At 69.9% G+C, this 15,571-nt stretch carries 13 protein-coding genes and 1 tRNA gene; 8 read left to right on the top strand and 6 right to left on the bottom strand.

Annotated features, from left to right (window positions below; genetic code table 11):
• Positions 1-9: 9 nt before the first annotated feature.
• Positions 10-1,269 carry a phosphoribosylamine--glycine ligase gene (gene purD / locus L8951_RS06220; RefSeq protein WP_244383201.1) on the bottom strand — a complete coding sequence of 420 codons (1,260 nt, stop codon included), beginning with the start codon at positions 1,267-1,269 and terminating at the stop codon, positions 10-12.
• On the opposite strand from purD, the gene xseA reads away from it, so the two are divergent.
• From xseA to L8951_RS06235, 3 genes are all read left to right on the top strand, one after another.
• On the top strand, positions 1,262-2,917 hold the full coding sequence (xseA, locus tag L8951_RS06225; protein ID WP_244383202.1) for an exodeoxyribonuclease VII large subunit: 1,656 nt from the start codon (positions 1,262-1,264) through the stop codon (positions 2,915-2,917). The genes purD and xseA overlap by 8 nt on opposite strands.
• The gene (locus L8951_RS06230; RefSeq protein ID WP_407696409.1) at positions 2,914-3,132 is read left to right on the top strand and encodes a DUF2093 domain-containing protein; all 219 of its coding nucleotides are present in this window, start codon (positions 2,914-2,916) and stop codon (positions 3,130-3,132) included. The genes xseA and L8951_RS06230 overlap by 4 nt, the downstream gene beginning before the upstream one ends.
• Positions 3,133-3,336: 204 nt before the next feature.
• The gene (locus L8951_RS06235) at positions 3,337-6,354 is read left to right on the top strand and encodes a TonB-dependent receptor domain-containing protein (protein ID WP_244382137.1); all 3,018 of its coding nucleotides are present in this window, start codon (positions 3,337-3,339) and stop codon (positions 6,352-6,354) included.
• A gap of 181 nt (positions 6,355-6,535) precedes the next feature.
• On the opposite strand, the gene L8951_RS06240 is transcribed toward L8951_RS06235, so the two are convergent.
• On the bottom strand, positions 6,536-7,975 hold the full coding sequence (locus L8951_RS06240) for a putative 2OG-Fe(II) oxygenase (protein WP_244382138.1): 1,440 nt from the start codon (positions 7,973-7,975) through the stop codon (positions 6,536-6,538).
• Positions 7,976-8,110: 135 nt separating this feature from the next.
• Here L8951_RS06240 and L8951_RS06245 point away from each other — a divergent pair, with 135 nt between their 5' ends.
• Positions 8,111-8,410, top strand: coding sequence for a hypothetical protein (locus L8951_RS06245; RefSeq protein WP_244382139.1), 300 nt, complete (start codon positions 8,111-8,113; stop codon positions 8,408-8,410).
• A gap of 80 nt (positions 8,411-8,490) precedes the next feature.
• Here L8951_RS06245 and L8951_RS06250 read toward each other — a convergent pair whose 3' ends face one another.
• The 3 genes from L8951_RS06250 to L8951_RS06260 all read right to left on the bottom strand — a co-directional run bounded on the left by L8951_RS06250 (position 8,491) and on the right by L8951_RS06260 (position 12,657).
• Positions 8,491-9,318 (bottom strand): methyltransferase domain-containing protein, encoded by an 828-nt coding sequence (locus tag L8951_RS06250; protein WP_244382140.1) that lies wholly within the window; start codon positions 9,316-9,318, stop codon positions 8,491-8,493.
• Complete coding sequence (gene clpB / locus L8951_RS06255) at positions 9,315-11,891, bottom strand: ATP-dependent chaperone ClpB (RefSeq protein ID WP_244382141.1); 2,577 nt, start codon at positions 11,889-11,891, stop codon at positions 9,315-9,317. Before clpB ends, L8951_RS06250 begins: the two co-directional genes overlap by 4 nt.
• Positions 11,892-11,997: 106 nt before the next feature.
• Positions 11,998-12,657: a hypothetical protein gene (locus L8951_RS06260; RefSeq protein ID WP_244382142.1), complete on the bottom strand. Its 660-nt coding sequence runs from the start codon at positions 12,655-12,657 to the stop codon at positions 11,998-12,000.
• A gap of 68 nt (positions 12,658-12,725) precedes the next feature.
• On the opposite strand from L8951_RS06260, the gene L8951_RS06265 reads away from it, so the two are divergent.
• From L8951_RS06265 to L8951_RS06280, 4 genes are all read left to right on the top strand, one after another.
• Positions 12,726-13,049 carry a polyhydroxyalkanoic acid system family protein gene (locus L8951_RS06265; RefSeq protein ID WP_244382143.1) on the top strand — a complete coding sequence of 108 codons (324 nt, stop codon included), beginning with the start codon at positions 12,726-12,728 and terminating at the stop codon, positions 13,047-13,049.
• A 48-nt stretch (positions 13,050-13,097) separates the two neighbouring features.
• Positions 13,098-14,408 carry an FAD-dependent oxidoreductase gene (locus L8951_RS06270; RefSeq protein ID WP_244382144.1) on the top strand — a complete coding sequence of 437 codons (1,311 nt, stop codon included), beginning with the start codon at positions 13,098-13,100 and terminating at the stop codon, positions 14,406-14,408.
• Between the two features lie 81 nt (positions 14,409-14,489).
• Positions 14,490-14,566, top strand: a tRNA-Pro gene (locus L8951_RS06275).
• 71 nt (positions 14,567-14,637) lie between these two features.
• Positions 14,638-14,982 (top strand): serine integrase family protein, encoded by a 345-nt coding sequence (locus L8951_RS06280; RefSeq protein WP_244382145.1) that lies wholly within the window; start codon positions 14,638-14,640, stop codon positions 14,980-14,982.
• A 153-nt stretch (positions 14,983-15,135) separates the two neighbouring features.
• On the opposite strand, the gene L8951_RS06285 is transcribed toward L8951_RS06280, so the two are convergent.
• Positions 15,136-15,558 carry a GtrA family protein gene (locus L8951_RS06285; protein ID WP_244382146.1) on the bottom strand — a complete coding sequence of 141 codons (423 nt, stop codon included), beginning with the start codon at positions 15,556-15,558 and terminating at the stop codon, positions 15,136-15,138.
• Positions 15,559-15,571: the final 13 nt, after the last annotated feature.

Below are 15,571 nucleotides of genomic sequence, written 5' to 3' on the forward strand. Positions count from 1 at the left end.
GGCGCGCGCTCAGCCATCGCGTTCGAGTTCGCGCCAGCCGATGTCGCGGCGGGCGAAGCCGTCGCCGAACTCGATCCGATCGAGCGCGGCATAGGCCCCCGCGCGCGCATCGGCGAGGCTGGCCCCCGCGGCGGTGACGTTGAGGACGCGCCCGCCGCTGGCGACCAGCGTGCCGTCCTCGGCGCGCGCGGTGCCCGCCTGGAAGACGATCGCGCCCTCGGCCTCGGCGGCCTCGATGCCCTCGATCGCGCCGCCGCTGGCCGCGCGCGCGGGATAGCCCTTGGCGGCGACCACCACGGTCATCACATGCGCCTCCTCGAGCGCGAGCGGGTCGGCCTCGGCCAGCCGCCCCTCGGCGACCGCGCGCAGCGTCGCGGCGAGGTCGCCGGCGATGCGCGGCATGATCGCCTGGCATTCGGGGTCGCCGAAACGGACGTTATATTCGATCAGCTTGGGGCCCTCGGGGGTCAGCATCAGCCCGGCGTAGAGCACCCCGCGATAGGGCATGCCCTGCGCGGCCAGCCACGCCGCGGTCGGGGTCACGATCTCGAGCATCGCGCGGCGCGCGAGGTCGTCGGTCAGCACGGGGGCGGGGCTGTAGGCGCCCATCCCCCCGGTGTTGGGGCCGGTATCGCCCTCGCCGACGCGTTTGTGGTCCTGCGCGCTGGCGAGGAACTGGACGGTCTCGCCGTCGCACAGCGCGAACAGGCTGGCTTCCTCGCCCTCGAGGAACTGCTCGATCACCAGCGGCGCATCGCCCGCTGCGCGCACCGCCGCCTCCGCCTCCTCGCGGGTCGTGGCGACGGTCACCCCCTTGCCCGCGGCGAGCCCGTCGGCCTTGATCACGACGGGCACCCCGAACGCGTCGATCGCGGCCAGCGCCGCCTCCACGCTCGCGGTCTCGCGGTAGGCGGCGGTGGGGATGCCGGCGGCGTCGCACAGCCGCTTGGTGAAGCTCTTCGAGCCCTCGAGCATCGCCGCCCCCTTGCCCGGGCCGAAGCAGGCGATGCCTTTTTCCTCGAGCGCGTCGGCAAGCCCCGCCACCAGCGGCGCCTCGGGGCCGACGACGACGAGGTCGGCGCCGATCCCCTGCGCGAGCCGCACCGTGGCCGCGGTGTCGCCGAGGTCGAGCGCGTGCACCTCGTCGGCCCAGCGCGCCATCCCCGGGTTGCCCGGCGCGACGTGGAGCTCGGCGCAACTGCCGCATTGCGAAAGTCGCCACGCCAGCGCATCTTCGCGTCCACCCGAACCCAAGAGCAGGATCTTCATCATCGCCTCCAAGCCACCGTCTAGCGGCCTGTTAGCGCCCGATCGCCCCGGCGACAATTCACCCGCGCAAAGCGTCGGCGAATTGTCGGCGGCGTTGAAGCGCACGGTCGAGGACCGCTTCGGGCAGGTGCGCGTGCGCGGCGAGATCTCGGGCTGGAAGCGCGCCGCCTCGGGGCATTGCTATTTCACCTTGAAGGATGCCGATGCCTGCCTCGATGCGGTGCTGTGGAAGGGGCAGGCGGGGCGGCTCGCCTTCGCCCCCGAGGACGGCGCCGAGGTGATCGCCACCGGCAAGGTCACCACCTATCCCGGGCGCTCCAAGTACCAGATCGTCGTCGCGTCGATGGAGCTGGCGGGCGAGGGCGCGCTGATGGCGCTGCTCGAGAAGCGCAAGAAGGCGCTCGCGGGGGAAGGGCTGTTCGCGCGCGAGCGCAAGCGCCCGCTGCCCTACCTGCCGCGCGTGATCGGGGTGGTGACCAGCCCGACCGGCGCGGTCATCCGCGACATCCTCCACCGGCTCGAGGATCGCTGCCCGACGCACGTGATCGTCTGGCCGGTGCAGGTCCAGGGCGAGCGCGCCGCCGCGCAGGTCGCGCAAGCGATCGCCGGTTTCGACGCGCTCGACGCGGACGGCCCGGTGCCGCGCCCCGACCTCCTCATCGTCGCGCGCGGGGGCGGGTCGATCGAGGACCTGTGGGCGTTCAACGAGGAAGCCGTGGTGCGCGCCGCCGCCGCCTGTTCGATCCCGCTGATCAGCGCGGTCGGGCACGAGACCGACGTCACGCTGATCGACCATGCCGCCGACCGCCGCGCGCCGACCCCCACCGCCGCCGCCGAGATGGCGGTCCCGGTGCTCGCCGAGCTGCGCGGCTGGCTCGGCGAACTCGACCGGCGCCGGCGCGACCGGCTCGCGCGCGAGCTCGAACAGCGCGCCCGCCGCGTCGCCGACCTCGGCGACCGGCTGCCGACCCCCCAGCGGCTGCTCGAGCCGCCATCGCGGCTGCTCGGCGAGGCCACCCGCGCGCTGCGCGCGGGGCTGCGGCACCGCGCGCAGGGCGCGGGCGCGCGGCTCGCGGCGGTCGCCGGGCGGCACCGCGCCGACCTGCTCGAACGCCGGGTGACGGGCGCCGCCGAGCGGCTCGAGGCGCAGGCACAGCGGCTCGCCGGCGGATTGCGCGAAGGGGTGCGGCGCGGCGCGGCGCGGCTCGACGCGCAGGCCGAGCGCGCGGTGGTCGCGCTGCGCCAGCAGCTGCGGCGCGAGGAGGCGCGCGCCGCGGCGATCACCAGCCGGCTGCGTCCCGAGCCGGTGCGGCGCAGCCTCGGCGACCTGTCGCGGCGGCTCGAGGCGGCGTGGGAGATGGCGCGGCTGGTCCACCCCGACCGCCCGCTCGCGCGCGGCTTCGCGCGGGTGATGGCGGGGGAGACGGTGGTGACCGGAGTGGGGATGGCACGCTCGGCGGCCGCGCTCGACCTCGTCTTCCACGACGGCCGGCTGGCGGTGGTCCCCGCCGCCGCGCCGGGCGCACCGGGCGGCGCGCCCAAGGCGCCGCGCGCGCCGCGCGCCGTTGCGAAGCGCGGCAAGAGCGCCTATCGGGGCGGCAGTGACCAGCGCGGCCTGTTCGACCGCGACGAGGATGGAGATCCCTGATGCTGCTCGGCGGCGGACGCGAAGCGCGAATCCACTATGACGATGCCACCTTCCGGCTGATTGCCCACGGCGACCATGTGCGCTGCGCAGTGACGGGCGCGAAGATCCCGCTGGCCGAGCTCAAATATTGGTCGGTCGCGCGGCAGGAGGCCTATGTCGACGCGCATGCCAGCCTCGAGGCCGAACGCCGCGCGCGCGGCGGCAAACTGGCCTGAACCGCTTGCCGCGGCGCCGGCGCCGTCCGTCGCGCGGCTGTGTCAGCTCGGCAACAGTCCGTAGTCAAATTGTCAAAACCCCCTTCGGTGCGGTTGCGTATCGGAGGCACAGCGCCCTAGCGTCGCGCCGATGTCGACGAATGATCGTCGTGACATCTGGCTTTTTTCGCCGGTGCCCCGGTGCCGGTGATGAGAGGGGAAACTATGAACATCGATAAGAAGAACGTGCTGCTGGCCAGCACCGTGATCGCCGGGATGGCGTTTGCGGCGCCGGCCTATGCGCAGGACCAGGGCGAGGAAACCGGCCCGGTCGAACAGCAGAACACCGACGTCAATGCCGAGGGCGCGCCGATCGCGGAAGCCCAGGACATCGTCATCACCGGTACGCGTATCGCGCGTCCCAACGTCGACAGCGCCAGCCCGGTCACCGTGGTCGGCGAAGAAGTCATCGCCCAGACCGGCACGACCCGCGTTGAGGACCTCCTCAACTCGCTGCCGCAGGTGACGCCGGGCCAGACGGCGTTCGTCTCGAACGGCGCGACCGGTACCGCGACCGTCAACCTGCGCGGCCTCGGCTCGAACCGTACGCTGGTCCTGATCAACGGCCGCCGCCTGCAGCCGGGTGACCCCCGCCAGCCGGTCGCCGACATCAACCAGATTCCCGCCGCGCTCGTCGAGCGCATCGACGTCCTCACCGGCGGCGCCTCGTCGACCTATGGTGCCGACGCGGTTGCGGGGGTTGTCAACTTCGTGATGAATACCGACTTCGAAGGCGTCCAGCTCGACGCGTCGTTCGGTGTCTACCAGCACAACAACCGCGGTGAGCGCGCCTTCGGCGATCGTCTCATCACCGACGCGCAGGACGCGCGCGGCTTCACCTACCCGACCGGTTCGGTGTGGGACGGCGAGACGCTCGACGTCCAGCTCACCATGGGTGCGGGCTTCGACGACGGCCGCGGTCATGCGGTGCTCTACGCGGGCTACCGCGAGATCGAGCCGATCCTCCAGGGTGATCGCGACTATTCGTCGTGCGCCATCAACACCGCCGGCAACTGCGGTGGTTCGTTCAACTCGCCCAACGCGACCATCGTCGATCCCACCTTCGGTGGCTTCTTCTTCGGTGTCGCCGACGGTTCGGACGACTTCTCGGGCTTCGGCACCCCCGGTGCGCCGCCCTACAACTACGCGCCGGTGAACTTCTTCCAGCGTCCCGATACCCGTTGGACCGCTGGCGGTTTTGCCAACTATGAAATCAGCGACCAGGTCGAAGCCTACGCCGAGTTCATGTTCATGGACGACCGTTCGGACGCGCAGATCGCCGAATCGGGCACTTTCTTCGCCGAGCAGTATGACCTGGCGTGCGACAGCCCGCTGCTGACCGCTGCGCAGGGGGCCACCCTGTGCGCCGCGATCGACGGCGAGGCCGATGCGGGCGACCCGGTCGCCGACGGCGTCGTGCCGATCTTCATCGGTAAGCGTAACGTCGAAGGTGGCGGTCGTAACGACGCGCTGCGTCACACCGGCTACCGCGTGGTTGCCGGTCTTCGCGGCGACATCAACGAGCGCATCAGCTACGACGTGAGCGCCCAGCACGGCATCACCGACTATTCGACCTTCTACTCGAACGACTTCTCGCTGAGCCGTCTGCGGCAGGCCCTCCAGGCCACCACCGACGCCAACGGCAACGTCGTCTGCGCCGATCCGACCGCGGTTGCCGCGGGCTGCGTTCCCTACAACCCGTTCCAGGGCCAGGGCCTCGTCAGCGATCCGCGCAACGGTGTGACGCAGGCCGCGCTCGACTATGTGCTCGTTCCGGGCCAGGTCACCGGTGACGTCAAGCAGAGCATCTTCCAGGCCTATGCCACGGCGGAACTGTTCAACATCGACCCGATGGCGGCGGTGACCGTCCTCGGCGGTGTCGAATATCGCCAGGAATCGCTCGCGATCCGTCCGGACATCACCTTCCAGACCGGCGACCTTGCCGGCCAGGGCGGTGACAACCCGCCGGTCAACGGCGACCTCGGCGTGACCGACCTGTTCGCCGAAATGCTCGTCCCGGTCCTGTCGGACATGCCCGGCATCGACAGCCTGACCTTCGAACTCGGCTATCGTAACTCGGACTATTCGACGGGTGCCAACACCGACACCTACAAGGTCCTCGCGGAATATTCGCCGATCTCGGAGATCAAATTCCGCGGCGGGTACAACCGTGCGGTTCGCGCGCCGAACATCCTCGAGCTGTTCTCGCCGCAGAGCCGTGGCCTGTGGTCGGGTGTCGATCCCTGCTCGGGCGCCACGCCCGAATTCACCGCGGCGCAGTGCGCCAACACCGGCGTGAGCGGTGCCCAGTACGGCACCATCGCGCCGAGCCCGGCGGACCAGTATAACGCGATCTTCGGCGGCAACCCCTCGGTTGACCCGGAAGTCGCGGACACCTGGACGGCCGGTGCGGTGTTCCAGGGCGGCGACATGCTGCCGGGCTTCGTCGCCACGGTCGACTACTACCAGATCGACGTCGAAGGCGCGATCTCGACCGTCGGTGCCGAAACGATCCTGCGTCAGTGCGCGCTGACCGGCGATTCCGACTTCTGTAGCCTCGTCGTTCGCGACCCGATCTCGGGTTCGCTGTGGGCGGGTCAGAACGGCTTCGTCATCAACACGCTCCAGAACATCGGCGGTTTCTCGACCGAAGGTGTCGACGTGGGCCTCAGCTACGGCCGTGACATCGGCCCGGGTCGTGTCAACCTCGACCTGCTGGGCACCTACCTGCTCGAATATGCTGCCGACGCCGGGATCCCCGTCGAAGGTGGTGACGCGGTCGTCGACTGCGCGGGCTACGCCGGTTCGTTCTGCGGCTTCCCGCAGCCCGAATGGCGTCACACCTTCCGCACGGCGTACAACATGGACAACGGCTTCGGTGTCGCGGTCCGTTGGCGCCACATCGGTGCGGTCGAGCTCGACCAGTTCATCGATGATCCGGATCGTGCCTTCTCGGGTACCCCGGACGAGCGCGGCAACCTCGCGTCGAAGGATTACTTCGACCTCACGCTCACCTATGACGTCAACGACGACATCGGTCTGATGCTGGGTGTCACCAATATCTTCGACACCTCGCCGCCGCTGGTTCCGGCCGCGTACGGCACTGACAACGCCAACACCTGGGCGGGCACCTATCCGCCGGTGGGTCGTTACCTCTTCGCGAGCACCTCGCTGAAGTTCTAACGCCAGGCGTCAGCCAAGAACTGGGGGGTGGGACCAAGGTCCCGCCCCCCTTTTCTTTTGGGCGCGCTCTCGGCGCGCTGCCGCCGCGTCGCCCGGCCCGCCAGCGCACCGGCGAGCGCTGGGCGCACCGGGCCCGCGCGCGGCGAATTTCGATGGTGGGATGCGAAGACCCGCGGCGCGATCAGCCGGCGGGCACCATGTCGAACGCCATGGTCAGCCGCTCGCCCGTCTCGAACGGCAGCGTGCCGTGCCAGAAGATCGAGGGGAACAGCGCCAGCTTGAGCGGCGCCGGGCGCACCCGCGCCAGCGGCTCGACCGCGCGCCCGCCGTCGATCGGCGGCTGCCCGATCTGCAGCCAGCCCTCGTGCCCCCCCGCGGTGCCGAGCCGCTCGGGCAGGTCGACATAGAGCGCCGAGGACAGCCAGCCGTGGCTGTGGATATGCGGGACGTGGTGGCCCCCGCCGCGCAGCAGGATCGACCAGCTGCCGACCATCCGCACCGCCCCCGCCGCGCGGCGCGACAGGAAGGGGTGCTGCGGCTCGGGCGCGGGCAGCGCCTCGACGTGGGTGCGCACCGCGCGCAGGATCGCCGCGCGCGCGGCGACGATCTCGGGGTCGCGTCGCTTGAACAGGTTGCCGAAGGTCTGGCTGCCCCCGCGCGGGCTCTGGCCGAGCGGGGGACCGGCGGCGTGATGCAGCGCGCGCAGCCGGGTCGCCAGCGCGCGCCGCGCCGGCGCGTCGAGCTCGACCTGCTGCTCGCTGACCAGCGATTCGCCGCGATAGAACCAGTCGGCCTGCGGGTGGCCCGAGGCGCGCAGCGCGGCCCCGAACCAGGCCCAGCATTCGAGGTCGCCATGCCGCTGCAGCGCCGCCGCGCCGACACGCAACAGCTCGTCGATGCGCCCGGTGCGCATCAGGTGGCGCAGCCGCGCCGCGTCGAACGCGCGGTCCTGCATGTTGACGAGGCGGCGGAACTGCTCGTCGGCCTCGGCAACGCGGCCGCGTTCGGACAGCAGGTCGGCGCCGACCATCGCGATCAGCGGTGAGTTGGGGAAGGCGGCGATCGCCTCGCCCCAGGCGACGTCGAGCGCGGCGCCATCCTCCATCGTCTTGAGCGTGCCGAGATAGGCCGCGCGCAGGGGTTCATCGTCTGGACGCGCCTCGACGGCGGCCGCGAAGCTGGCGGTGGCGTCGCCCTCGCGCATCATCCAGCGCAGCTGGGCGAGCGCCTGGTGGCCCGCGATCCAGCCCGGTTCGCGCGCCAGCCGCGCCTCGAGCGCGCGCGCCGCCTCGCTGGCGCGGCCCTCCATCTCGAGCGCGGAGACGAGCTCGAGCAACGCGGGCGCGCGCGTGTCGCCCCGCGCGGCGATGGCGTCGGCGATGGCGTCGGCGACGGGCTCGCCCATCTCCTTGCGCAGCGACAGGATGGCGAGCCGGTCGGGCGTCTCGGCGGCCTCGAGCAGGGCGACCGCGAGGTCGTTGCGATCGATCCGCCGCGCCAGCTCGACCAGCCGCGCGGGCGCGAGGCTGCCCTCGGCCGCGGCGGCCTCGATCAGCCGCGCGGCCTCGTCTTCGTCCCAGCGCTCCAGCGCCGCCCCGATTGCAGCCTCGACTTGGTTCATGGTCCGACTTGCTGGCCGGGCGCGGACGGCTTGTCCAGCCCGCGCGCGCGCTCCCCTTTGCAATCGACCGCTTGCGGGTCTAGGCTGGCACCTCGATCCGGCCGTCTGCAGCCGGCGCAGAGGGAGTTAAGAGCGATGAGACATCTTCTTGCCACCGGGGCGCTGGCCCTGTGCGTTGCCGGCGCGGCGATCGCCGGGCCGCCCGACCAGGCGCGCGAGGAAGCCGCGGCGCTGGCCGCCGAGGCGACCGCCGAAGCGCGCGGCGACAATGCCTATGTCTGCAAGAAATTCCCGCCCAAGGTGGGCAGCCGGCTGGGCGGCAAGCGCCAGATCTGCAAGACCCAGCAGGAATGGGACCTGATCGAGACCGAGACCCGCACCTCGATGCAGGAAAATTCGCGGCAGGCGCTGCAGAGCAAGGGGCCCGGCGGCTGAGCCGGGCGCTCCGCCCGCCATGCCCAGCATGGCGCTGACGCCGGTCCGGGTTCGGGCCGGCGTTTGCTTTTCCTAACGGGTCAGGCGCGCACCGCGTGACACTGCCAGGCGACCGGCGCGCCCGCGACCTCGATGACGCGGCAGCGCCCCGCCGCGACCTGCGGCCCGAACCGCGCCAACCAGGCCTCGGCGTCGTCCACCGCGGCGCGCTGGAGCGCGGCGGCGATGGCGCGCTCGGTGCGCGCCTTGGCGAGGAAGCCCTGCCAGATGTCCGCGCGATCGGTACCCGCGACGATCGCCTGCCCGAGCCCGCGCGCGATCTCGTCGACCAACCGCGCATGACGGGGGTGCGCGGCGCGCACCGCGAGGACCGCGCTCACCAGCGCGGGGCGGTCGCCGGCCTCGAAGGCGGCGGCGACCCCTGCGTCCGCGAGCGCGTCGAGCACGGCCGCGCGCTCGGCGGTGTCCTGCACCACCGCGCTGCGCGCGTGATGCGCGATGAAGAGCAGCGGGGCGCCGGGGTGCAGCGCCGCCGCGAGCCGCGGGCCGACCGCCGTGGGGTCGGCATATTCCACCCCGAACTGGCTGGCGGCGGCATCGAAACGCGGTTGGTCGAAAGGCAGCGCCTCGAGCGGGGTGCGGTCGAGCAGCGTCAGTCCCTCGCGCGCCGATGCCGCGATGCGCGCGGCATCGACCCCGGTGAGGCGAAGGTCGGGACGCGCGTCGAGCAGGCGGTGCGCGACCTCGCCCTTGCCGCAGGCGAGGTCGAGCACGGCGGCACCGGGCGCGAGCGCTGCCGCCCATTGGCCCCACGCCTGCGCGAGCCGCCCGCGCACCGCCGGGGTCTCGGGCAGGCAGGCGCCATGCGCGGCCTGCGCCCAATAATCGCTCCAGGCCGCCGCGCTCACGCGGGGGACAGGCGCAGTTCGCCGTTGCCCTCGTCGACGGTCACGGTCATGCCGTCGCGCACCCGCCCGGCGAGGATCTCGTCGGCGAGCGGGTCCTGCAGGTATTTCTGCACCGCGCGCTTCAAGGGCCGCGCGCCGTAGACGGGATCGTAACCGACCCGGCCGAGCCAGTCGCGCGCACCGTCGGAGAGCTCGATCACGATCTTCTTGTCGTCGAGCAGCTTCTGCAGCCGCTTCAGCTGGATATCGACGATCGGGCCCATGTGGCTCTGGCTCAGGCGGTGGAACAGGATGATCTCGTCGAGGCGGTTGAGGAATTCGGGGCGGAAATGGCCGCGCACGACCTCCATCACCTGGTCCTCGACCAGCTTGGGGTCGCTGTCCTCGTCCTGCTGCGCGAGATATTGCGAGCCGAGGTTGGAGGTGAGGATGATGATGGTGTTGGTGAAGTCGACGGTGCGGCCCTGCCCGTCGGTCAGTCGCCCGTCGTCGAGCACCTGCAACAGGATGTTGAAGACGTCCGAATGCGCCTTCTCCACCTCGTCGAACAGCACGACCTGGTAGGGGCGGCGGCGCACCGCCTCGGTGAGCACCCCGCCTTCCTCGTAGCCGACATAGCCCGGGGGCGCGCCGACGAGGCGGGCGACGCTGTGCTTTTCCATGAACTCGCTCATGTCGATCCGCACCATGGCGGTGGGATCGTCGAACAGGAATTCGGCGAGCGCCTTGGTGAGTTCGGTCTTGCCCACCCCGGTCGGGCCGAGGAAGAGGAAGGAGCCCAAGGGGCGGTTGGGGTCCTGCAGCCCGGCGCGGCTGCGGCGCACCGCGGTCGAGACCGCCTTCACCGCCTCATCCTGCCCGATCACGCGCTTGCCGAGGAGCTGCTCCATCTGCAGCAGCTTCTCGCGCTCGCCCTCCATCATCTTCTCGATCGGCACACCGGTCCAGCGCGAGACCACCGAGGCGATATCCTCGTCGGTGACTTCCTCGCGCAGCATCGCGCCCTCGGTGGCGGCGCTGGCGGCCTCGAGCTTCTTCTCGAGGTCGGGGATGCGCCCATATTGCAGCTCGCCCGCCTTGGCGAGGTCGCCCGAGCGCTGCGCCTGTTCGAGCTCGATGCGCGCGGCATCGAGCGCGGCCTTGAGGTCGCCCTCGGCGTCGATCTTGTCCTTCTCGGCCTGCCAGCGCTGGGTGAGTTCGGCGCTCTCCTGTTCGAGGTCGGCGAGTTCCTTCTCGAGCTTCTCGAGCCGGTCCTTCGACCCCTGGTCGCTCTCCTTCTTGAGCGCCTCGCGCTCGATCTTCAACTGGATGATGCGGCGGTCGAGCTTCTCGATTTCCTCGGGCTTGGATTCGACCTCCATGCGGATGCGCGAGGCGGCCTCGTCCATGAGGTCGATCGCCTTGTCGGGCAGGAAGCGGTCGGTGATATAGCGGTTCGACAGCGTCGCCGCCGCGACCAGCGCGGCATCGGTGATGCGCACCCCGTGGTGGAGCTCGTATTTCTCCTTCAATCCGCGCAGGATCGAGATGGTGTCGGGGACCGTGGGTTCCTCGATCATCACCGGCTGGAAGCGGCGCTCCAAGGCCGCGTCCTTCTCGACATATTGACGATATTCATCGAGCGTGGTGGCGCCGATCACGTGTAGTTCGCCGCGCGAGAGGGCGGGTTTCAACAGGTTGCCCGCGTCCATCGCGCCGTCGGTCTTCCCCGCGCCCACCAGCTGGTGCATCTCGTCGATGAACAGGATGATCTGCCCGTCGGACTGCTTGACCTCGTCGATCACCCCCTTCAGCCGCTCCTCGAACTCGCCGCGATATTTGGCGCCGGCGATGAGCGCGCCCATGTCGAGGCTGACGAGCGTGCGGTCCTTGAGGCCGTCGGGCACGTCGCCATTGGCGATGCGCAGCGCCAGCCCCTCGGCGATGGCGGTCTTGCCGACGCCGGGTTCGCCGATCAGGACGGGATTGTTCTTGGTGCGGCGCGCGAGCACCTGCACGGTGCGGCGGATTTCCTCGTCGCGGCCGATGACCGGGTCGAGCTTGCCGTCGCGCGCCTTCTCGGTGAGGTCGATCGCATATTTCTTGAGCGCGTCGTAGCGATCCTCGGCGTTCTGCGTGTCGGCGGTGCGCCCGCCGCGCAGCGCCTCGATCGCCTGGTTGAGCCCCTGCGCGGTCAGTCCCGCGTCCTTCAGCGCCTTGGCGACATCGTCGGTGCCCAGCGTGGCGGCGAGCAGGATGCGCTCGACCGTGACGTAGCTGTCGCCCGATTTCTCGGCGACTTCCTGCGCCTTGTCCAACAGCCGCATGGTGTTGCCGTCGACGCCGGGCGCCTGGCTGGCGCCGCCGCCGGTCACGCTCGGCTCCTTGGCGACCAGCGTGTCGATATTGGCGCGCGCGGTGCGGGCGTCGCCCCCGGCCTTGGCGATCAGCCCGGCGGCCATGCCCTGCTCGTCATCGAGCAGCGCCTTGACGAGATGCGCCGGCGTGATGCGCTGGTGGTTCTCGCGCGCCGCGATGGTCTGGGCGGCCTGCAGGAAGCCGCGCGCGCGTTCGGTCAGTTTTTCGAGATCCATAGGGTGTGCCCCTCAAAAAAAGCGTAGAAAATGGTCCTTCTTGAGCCGAATGTAGTGTTGCAAAGACGCAACACAAGGGGCGCGGTGTGTTTTTGGGCTAACACGCTCAATATTGGTCGATCCGCGCGGCTTCGCGGCGCTCGAGCGCGATGCCGCACTGGCGCCCGCCTTCTGCCTCGCTGACGCCCCAGATGCGATATTTCCACGCATCGACATGGAAGCGCAGCCCGACATAGAAACCGAAGCCCGCGTCGTAGCGGCGCCCGTAGCGCGCGTGGACGGTGCACAGCCGGTTCATCAGCTCGCCGCGCTCGAAGGGGTAGCGCGGCACCACGTCGAGCGCGATGTTCGAGCGGTGCACCGAGCGCGCCGAGCCGCCCGCGCAGCTGTTGAGATAGGGGTTGCGATAGGAGGACAGCACCTCGACCTCGCCGATCGCGGGGACGACCGCTTCGGCGACGTAGCGCAGCGTGTTGACGATGCCAGGCCAGAGCGTGCGCGGGGGCACTTCATAGGCGGGCTGGCCGCACTTGCGCCAGTCGCTCGCGGTGCGCAGCAGCTGCCAGCGCTGGACCACCGAACCCACCCCGGCGGCGTCGAGATAGGCGAAATAGGCGTCGATCTCGGCCGCGAGCTGCGGGTTGCCCGCGCGCCAGGCCTGGTAGCCCGCATAATCCTGCCCGGGCTCGATATAGCTGGCCGCGGTGTCGGGCAGCATCGGCGCGATCGGCGCCATCGCGACGAGCATCGCGCTCAGGAGGCTCATGCCGGTGACCATGCGCTATCGACGCTTGGGGCTTGCAAAGGGTCCGCCATCGGCCCAGCCTTAGGGGCATGACGACACCGTTGGAAGTCGAATTGCCGCACCGCCTCGGAAAGGCGGAGGCCCGCGCCCGGATCGCGGGCAACACCCACCGTCTCGCCGACGCGATCCCGGGCGCGATGGCGGAGGTCCACGAGGCGTGGGACGGCGACTGGCTGACCCTCACGGTGGGGGCGATGGGGCAGGAGGTGCGCGCGCTGATCGAGGTCGAGGAAGCGCTCGTCAAATGCCGCATCGACCTGCCCGGGGTGCTCGGCATGTTCCGCGCCGCGATCGAACGGGCGATGAAGACGCATGGCGAGGACCTGCTGCTCGAGGACCGCTCGCTCGACTAGCCCCCATTTGCTGCTATGCTCGCGGGCGACAAGCAGGGGAGACGGGCGATGCGGCATTTCGCGATCGTGGGGTCGGGACCGGCGGGCTTCTACACCGCCGAAGCGCTCGCCAAGGCCTATGGCGATGCCGCGCGGATCGACATCATCGACCGGCTGCCGGTGCCCTACGGGCTGATCCGCTTCGGGGTCGCGCCCGACCACCAGTCGATCAAGAAGGTCGCGCTGCGCTACGACAAGGTGGCGGAGGCGGACAATGTGCGCTTCGTCGGCAACGTCTCGATCGGCGATGCGGTCTCGGTCGCCGAGCTGCGATCGCTCTATGACGCGGTGATCATGGCGACCGGCGCGCCGCACGATCGCCGGCTCGGGATCGAGGGCGAGGAGCTGCCCGGGGTGCTGGGGTCGGCCGAATTCGTGGGCTGGTACAACGGCCATCCCGACCATGCGGGGCACGCGCCCCCGCTCGACGGCGAGCATGCGGTGGTGATCGGCGCGGGCAATGTCGCGCTCGACGTCGCGCGGATCCTGTCGAAGACGCTCGACGAGCTCGAGGGGTCGGACATCGTCGCGCATGCCTATGACGCGCTGGCGGCAAGCCGGGTGCGCGATGTGACCATCCTCGCGCGGCGCGGGCCGCACCAGATCGCGATGACGCCCAAGGAACTGGGCGAATTGGGCCACCTCGAGATCGCCTGTCCCGAGGTCGATGCCGCCGAATTCCCCCCGCCCGAGGCCGACGATGCGCTCGAGGATCGCGGGCTCGCCAAGTCGGTCGGGCTGCTGCGCGACTATGCCGGGCAGCCCTGCGATAAGGAACGCGCGATCCGCTTCGACTTCTTCGCCCGCCCGGTGCGGATCGAGGGCGCGGGCAAGGTCGAGCGGGTCATCGTCGAGCGCACGCGGATCGACGACACCGGCCGCGCGCGCGGGACGGGCGAGGAATATGAACTGCCCGCCAGCCTCGTGGTGAGCTGCATCGGCTATTCCTCGCCGCCGATCGAGGGGGTTGCCTACGACCACCGCGGCGGCCGCTTCGCCAACGAGGGCGGGGTGATCGAGGAGGGACTCTACGCGGTCGGCTGGGCGCGGCGCGGGCCGACGGGCACGATCGGCACCAACCGTCCCGACGGCTATGAGGTGGCGGGGCTGATCGAGGCGGCGATGGCGCCCGGCAGCGAGGGCGGCAAGGCGGGCGGCGAGGGGCTCGACGCGCTGCTCGACGCGCGCGATGTCCACGCCACCGGCTTTTCCGACTGGCGCAAGATCGAGGCCGCCGAAGAGGCCGCCGCGCGCGCGGGGGCGCCGCGCGAAAAGATGGTCTCGACGAGCGAGATGCTCAGGCTGCTCGGGCACGAGTAAGATGCCGCTTGCATCACCCGGGAGAGGCGGCTAGGGAGCGCTTCGCCCTTGCCCCTCCGTCTCGGGATATCGAGCAAACGTCGGGGAGTAGCTCAGCCTGGTAGAGCACTGTCTTCGGGAGGCAGGGGCCGGAGGTTCGAATCCTCTCTCCCCGACCATTTTCTTTTTTTTGCAATGGGATCAGTAACCCAACCCTAAGCTTGGGGTTGCGCTCGATGTGCAGGCGACCGTGCGCGACCTCATGGACAAGGGCGTTACCGTCGATGTGCATGGCCTTGGTTCAATCGGACGGGGCGTGGGTGAGCTTATCGTGGCCGTGCTGGCCCAAATGCCGGATATGGAACGCCAACGCATTCGTGAGCGGTGCGAGGTTGGTCGTGAGGTGGCGAAGGCGTCGCTGGAGGCCACGGGGAACACGCACAGGGGCAAGGCTGGCATGGGAAGGCCGAGGGCTGCGGATGCGGCCGAAGTCGTGGCTTGGCGCCAGGAGAATGAAGCCAGCATCACGACCACCGCTGCGCATTTTAGCGTATCCGCTGCTACGATGAAAAGATATCACCTCGCACAACGCTGAACTCGGTGGGGACAGCCCTCACTTTCCAAATGGCGAGATCGTACGACTCTCCGGCGATGGAGCCGATGGTCTTGCTTTTATAGAGCGCGGGAAAGGACCTCTTGTCCTTGAGGTTGGACCCGACAAACCCGCTGTGACCGATGAGCGCGCTGGTCATTGATAGACGAACCGTCGCATGAGCATGAACAGGATCAGCGGCGTGACGAAGATCATCGGAACCGTCGGCCACCATGTCGGACCGTCGAGCTGCTTGACCAGGAACCAGACGAAGAACTGGTTGATGCTGTAGCCGACCAGCGACACCGCGAGGTAGCGCGAGGCTCGGACATGGGGACGATCCCTTTCCCCATGTCCCTTGAAGCTGACCGCGCCGTGGGTGACGTAGCTGATGCCCCAGAAGGTGATGAACACGATGGTGAAGGACACCATCGGATCAAGCCCGGCGAAATCGGCTAGCATCCAGTAGCTGGCCGCGAGCGCGAGCGTCAGGCTGAGCCCGACGACCGCATAGCGCGACATCTGGATCGCGACCGTACGCAGTCGATCGGGCAGCAGCCTTAGGAGCGGATCGAACAAGGTGGTGGGCCTT

The organism is Sphingomicrobium astaxanthinifaciens (assembly GCF_022865105.1).
Classification (GTDB): Bacteria; Pseudomonadota; Alphaproteobacteria; order Sphingomonadales; family Sphingomonadaceae; genus Sphingomicrobium; species Sphingomicrobium astaxanthinifaciens.